At 65.6% G+C, this 4,430-nt stretch carries 6 protein-coding genes; 4 read left to right on the forward strand and 2 right to left on the reverse strand.

The features are described 5' to 3' along the window. The 3 genes from WBQ44_RS04810 to WBQ44_RS04820 all read left to right on the forward strand — a co-directional run. Positions 1-281 (forward strand): DUF6636 domain-containing protein (locus tag WBQ44_RS04810; protein ID WP_495565595.1); only part of this gene is annotated, 281 nt, incomplete at its 5' end. Then, positions 278-982, forward strand: a complete 705-nt coding sequence (locus WBQ44_RS04815; protein WP_495565596.1) for a TrmH family RNA methyltransferase — start codon at positions 278-280, stop codon at positions 980-982. The genes WBQ44_RS04810 and WBQ44_RS04815, both read left to right, overlap by 4 nt. 43 nt (positions 983-1,025) lie before the next feature. After that, positions 1,026-2,159: a glycoside hydrolase family 76 protein gene (locus tag WBQ44_RS04820; RefSeq protein WP_495565600.1), complete on the forward strand. Its 1,134-nt coding sequence runs from the start codon at positions 1,026-1,028 to the stop codon at positions 2,157-2,159. A gap of 258 nt (positions 2,160-2,417) precedes the next feature. On the opposite strand, the gene WBQ44_RS04825 is transcribed toward WBQ44_RS04820, so the two are convergent. Together WBQ44_RS04825 and WBQ44_RS04830 are read right to left on the reverse strand one after the other, a co-directional pair. Continuing rightward, on the reverse strand, positions 2,418-3,080 hold the full coding sequence (locus WBQ44_RS04825; RefSeq protein WP_495565597.1) for a DedA family protein: 663 nt from the start codon (positions 3,078-3,080) through the stop codon (positions 2,418-2,420). Positions 3,081-3,098: 18 nt separating this feature from the next. Further along, positions 3,099-3,827, reverse strand: coding sequence for a VTT domain-containing protein (locus tag WBQ44_RS04830; protein ID WP_495565598.1), 729 nt, complete (start codon positions 3,825-3,827; stop codon positions 3,099-3,101). Positions 3,828-4,022: 195 nt separating this feature from the next. Here WBQ44_RS04830 and WBQ44_RS04835 point away from each other — a divergent pair. Beyond that, positions 4,023-4,430 (forward strand): class II fructose-bisphosphate aldolase (locus WBQ44_RS04835; RefSeq protein WP_495565599.1); only part of this gene is annotated, 408 nt, incomplete at its 3' end.

Here is a 4,430-nt window from a genome sequence, read left to right on the forward strand (position 1 = left end):
GCCAGGGCACCACGGCGCCCGTACCGCCCCGCCCCGACGACTGCATGATCAGCTGGGGCAACGGCATTCGTGTCACCAACTCCGGCCCGGCCGAGTTCATGTGCTCCGGCGGAGCGGTGTACACCTCGGGCGGCGAGACAATCGATCCCGCACTGAGCATCGGGCAGGAGATCGTGGCCGAGGGCTACACCTGCCTGTCGGCCGTGGACGGCATCACCTGCACCAACGACGAGACCGGGCACGGCTTTCGCATCGCCCCCGACAGCAACGAAACCTTTTGAGCGACAGCGACGACGTCACCGGCAGTTCCCCGGTTGTCGACGTTCCGGATGTCGGCCCTACGGAATGGGGCGACAACCCGAACGGGGTCGGGCCCTGGGAACAGCACCATGACTCGGCGCGCCCGACCGACCCCCGATACGACCCGGTGCTGCTCGACGAAGGCGACCGGCGCAACGTCGTCGACGCGTACCGCTACTGGACCCGCGAAGCTATCGTCGCCGACATCGATTCGCGTCGCCACCCGCTGCACGTCGCGATCGAGAACTTCGCCAACGACGCCAACATCGGAACCGTCGTCCGCACCGCCAATGCTTTTGCGGCACAGGCGGTGCACATCGTCGGCCGACGCCGATGGAACCGTCGCGGCGCGATGGTGACCGATCGATACCAACACATCCACCACCACGAGACCGTCGCCGACCTGCTCGCGTACGCGCGGGCCGAAGGCATCACCGTGGTGGCCGTCGACAACACTCCGGGTTCGGTTCCCCTCGAGACCGCCGAGCTCCCGAGGAACTGCATGCTGCTTTTCGGTCAGGAGGGGCCGGGTGTCACCCCCGATGCCCGCGACGGAGCGGCGATGACCGTCTCGATCGCCCAGTTCGGCTCGACCCGCAGCATCAACGCGGGCGTGGCCGCGGGCATCGCGATGCACTCGTGGATCAAGCGGCACGCTGATCTCTCACAGGCGTGGTCCTGACACACGTGTAGCCGCCCGAAGGTCAGGTGGCAGGATCGTGAGCATGCAGCAAGTGTGGGCGCAGCGAGCAGATGCTGCGGAGGGGGCCGTCGTTGCGCGGCACGTGCGTCGACTGTGGGGCCTGCCCGGCACCGCACTCGGGGTCGTCGCGTGGCCGCCCGTGCTTCGGGAACGGTCATTTCTCAAGTGGCACTACTGGTGGCAGGCTCATCTGCTCGACTGCGCCGTCGATGCGGCCGCCCGCGAACCGACGCCGAAAAGGCGCCGCCGTCTCGTCAAAGTTGCTCGTGCGCATCGCTTTCGGAACGTCACGGGCTGGACGAACAACTACTACGACGACATGGCCTGGTTGGGCCTGGCGCTGGAACGGGCGCAACGACTGCATTCGGTCGACAACAGGTCCGCCATTCAGACGCTGGAGATGGAACTGCACGACTCCTGGTCGCCGCACCTCGGCGGCGGCATACCGTGGCGCAAGGGCGACAACTTCTTCAACGCACCCGCGAACGGGCCCGCGTCGATCCTCCTCGCGCGCACCGGTCGGCTGTGGCGTGCACAGGCCATGGCGGACTGGATGGACGCGAAGCTCAAGGACTCGGACACCGGGCTGATCTTGGACGGTATTCGTTCGGCGGGAACGAGTTCCGACGACGTAGTGGTACTCGACCGGGCGGTGTACAGCTACTGCCAGGGGGTCGTGCTGGGCGTCGAGACCGAACTTGCTGTCCGTCTCGGTGAGCCGCGCCACCGCGAGCGCGTGCACGCATTGGTTGCGGCCATCGACGAACGCCTCTGTCGAGACTGCGTGATCGTCGGGGGAGGGGGCGGTGACGGCGGCCTGTTCGACGGCATTCTCGTCCGCTACCTCGCGTTGGTCGCGACCACTCTGCTCGGCGACTCCGACGAGGACGAGGCAGCGCGAACACTCGCGGCGGCAATAGTCCTGGCGTCTGCGGAGGCAGCGTGGGACAACAGGCTCGAGGTGGAAGACCATCCGCTGTTCGGAGCTGCCTGGGAGACGCAGGCTCGGCTGCCGGGGCCCGGTCTTTCGGTTGCAACCTCTCGTGGCGGAACGGTGCGATCCTCGGCCGTGCCGGAGCGCGATCTCTCCGTGCAACTGAGCGGCTGGATGCTGATGGAAGCTGCGTACACGGTCTCCGCAGCGGGGTTCCGTTGAGATGAGCACGTCGTGGAACCCGGGGATCTACCACCGCTACGCCGACGAGCGGTCCAGGCCGTTCGCCGAACTGGTCGGGCGGATACGGCACGAGTCGCCCTCGGTGGTCGTCGATCTCGGCTGCGGCACCGGCGTGCTGACAGCGACGCTGGCGCAGCGGTGGCCAGGCGCCGCTGCTGCGAGAGGCGTACCCGTCGGCGAACGGCGGCACGCCCTTCCCGTTCCGGCGCACCTTCGTCGTCGGACACAGGTCGTGAATTACTCGAGGACTTCTTCGACCTCGATGGTTTCTGCGGGCTTCGACATTTCCTTGCGGTACTGCCAGATACCGACGCCTGTGCCGCCGACCAGCAGCACGATCATGCCGATGAGGACCACCGGGAGAAGCCACGGCACCATGTCGAGGAAATTGCCGAAGTAGAAGCCGACCAGGAGCAGCACGGGCGCCCAGATGATCGCGCCCAGCGTGCTGGCGATGGTGTACCGGCGGTGATTCATCTTGGCGGCGCCGGCGACCATGGGGCAGAGCGTCCGGACCCACGGGATCCATCGCGCGACGAGGACAGCCCAGAACCCGTGCTTTTCGAGCAGCAGATTCACCTTGTGCAGGTTCTTGGTATTGAGGTACTTGCCGTTCTTGCGCGCGACGAGAGTGGATCCGGTGCGGTGACCGATGACGTAGCCGACCTGGTTGCCTGCGATCGCAGCGATCATCGCCCCGGCGGACAACGCCCAGATGTGGCCGGTGCCCGAGGCGTGCGTCGCCATGACGATGCCCGCGGTGATGAGCATCGAGTCGCCGGGCAGGAACAGGCCGATGATGACGGCGCACTCGATGAACACGAACGCGACGACCACGATCCACACGACGAGTGGACCGGCGGTCTGGAGGGGGCCGAACTGGCCAATCGCTTGTATCACTGTTGCCGGCGTCCGGGTCTAGGAGGTGGGGTCCTGCTGTGCTTCGATGGCGTCGGCCGCCTCGGACAGCGGGGTCTTACGGGCCTTGATCATGCGCTTGCCGACCTCGAACACGATGGGCAGTACCGACACGGCGACGATCAGCAGGAAGATGATGTCGACGTTGTCGCGGATGAACTGGATCTGGCCGAGCAGGAATCCGAGCATCGTCACGCCTGCACCCCACAGGATGCCGCCGACCACGTTGTAGGTGAGAAAGATCGAGTACTTCATCTTCGACGCACCGGCGACGACGGGCGCGAACGTGCGGACGATCGGCACGAACCGCGCCAGGATGATGGTGATCGGGCCGTGCTTCTCGAAGAACAGCTGTGATTCGTCGATGTACTTCTTCTTGAAGAAGCGCGCGTCGTTCGACTTGAAGAGCGCGGCGCCGCCCTTGGTTCCGATGAAGTACCCCACCTGGTCGCCGAGAATCGCGGCGATGGGAATGAGGACGAGCAGTACCCCGATCGGCGCGAAAGGCGGAATGTCCTCGGACTTCGACGCTGCAATCAGGCCCGCCGTGAACAGCAGCGAATCACCCGGAAGAAGCGGGAACAGCAACCCCGATTCGATGAAGACGACAAGCAGCAACCCGACCAGCACCCAGGTGCCGAACGAGTTGAGCAGGTTCACGGGATCGAGAAACCCGGGCAACAAAGCAAGGTTCGTCGTCACGGTTTCCGAGGTAGCAAGAAGACTCACGGCGACCACACTACCGGCCGAACCTGGGCGAATCCGAACATCAGGTGTCGATGCGGTGGGCGGGCGGTGTCCGAATCGAACGCGATCGGAGGCTGCCCCGTCGATCGCCCGGTCGACGGGTAGCGGCGACACGACCGGTCCGGGCTTGCCATACTGCAACAGACAACCAACTGCTTCAGATGGAGGAATGCCGCCGTGCCGATCGCAACTCCCGAGGTCTACGCCGAGATGCTTGGCCGGGCCAAGGAACACCAATTCGCATTTCCAGCTATCAACTGCGTGGGTTCCGAGTCCATCAACGCCGCGATCAAGGGATTCGCCGACGCCGGTAGTGACGGCATCATTCAGTTCTCGACCGGCGGCGCCGAGTTCGGCTCCGGTCTCGGAGTGAAGGACATGGTCACCGGTGCCGTGGCGCTGGCCGAGTTCGCCCACGTGGTGGCGGCACGGTACGACGTCACCATCGCCCTGCACACCGACCACTGCCCCAAGGACAAGCTGGACACCTACGTCCGTCCGCTTCTCGCCGTCTCGCAGGAACGCGTCGACGCCGGCAAGAACCCGCTGTTCCAGTCGCACATGTGGGACGGCTCCGCGGTGCCG

The organism is Rhodococcus sp. (in: high G+C Gram-positive bacteria) (assembly GCF_049591685.1).
Taxonomy (GTDB): domain Bacteria; phylum Actinomycetota; class Actinomycetes; order Mycobacteriales; family Mycobacteriaceae; genus Rhodococcoides.

Bases quoted from the DNA above. Each gene is read 5' to 3' on its own strand.
- WBQ44_RS04820 (WP_495565600.1), top strand. From the start codon at position 1,026: ATGCAGCAAGTGTGGGCGCAGCGAGCAGATGCTGCGGAGGGGGCCGTC.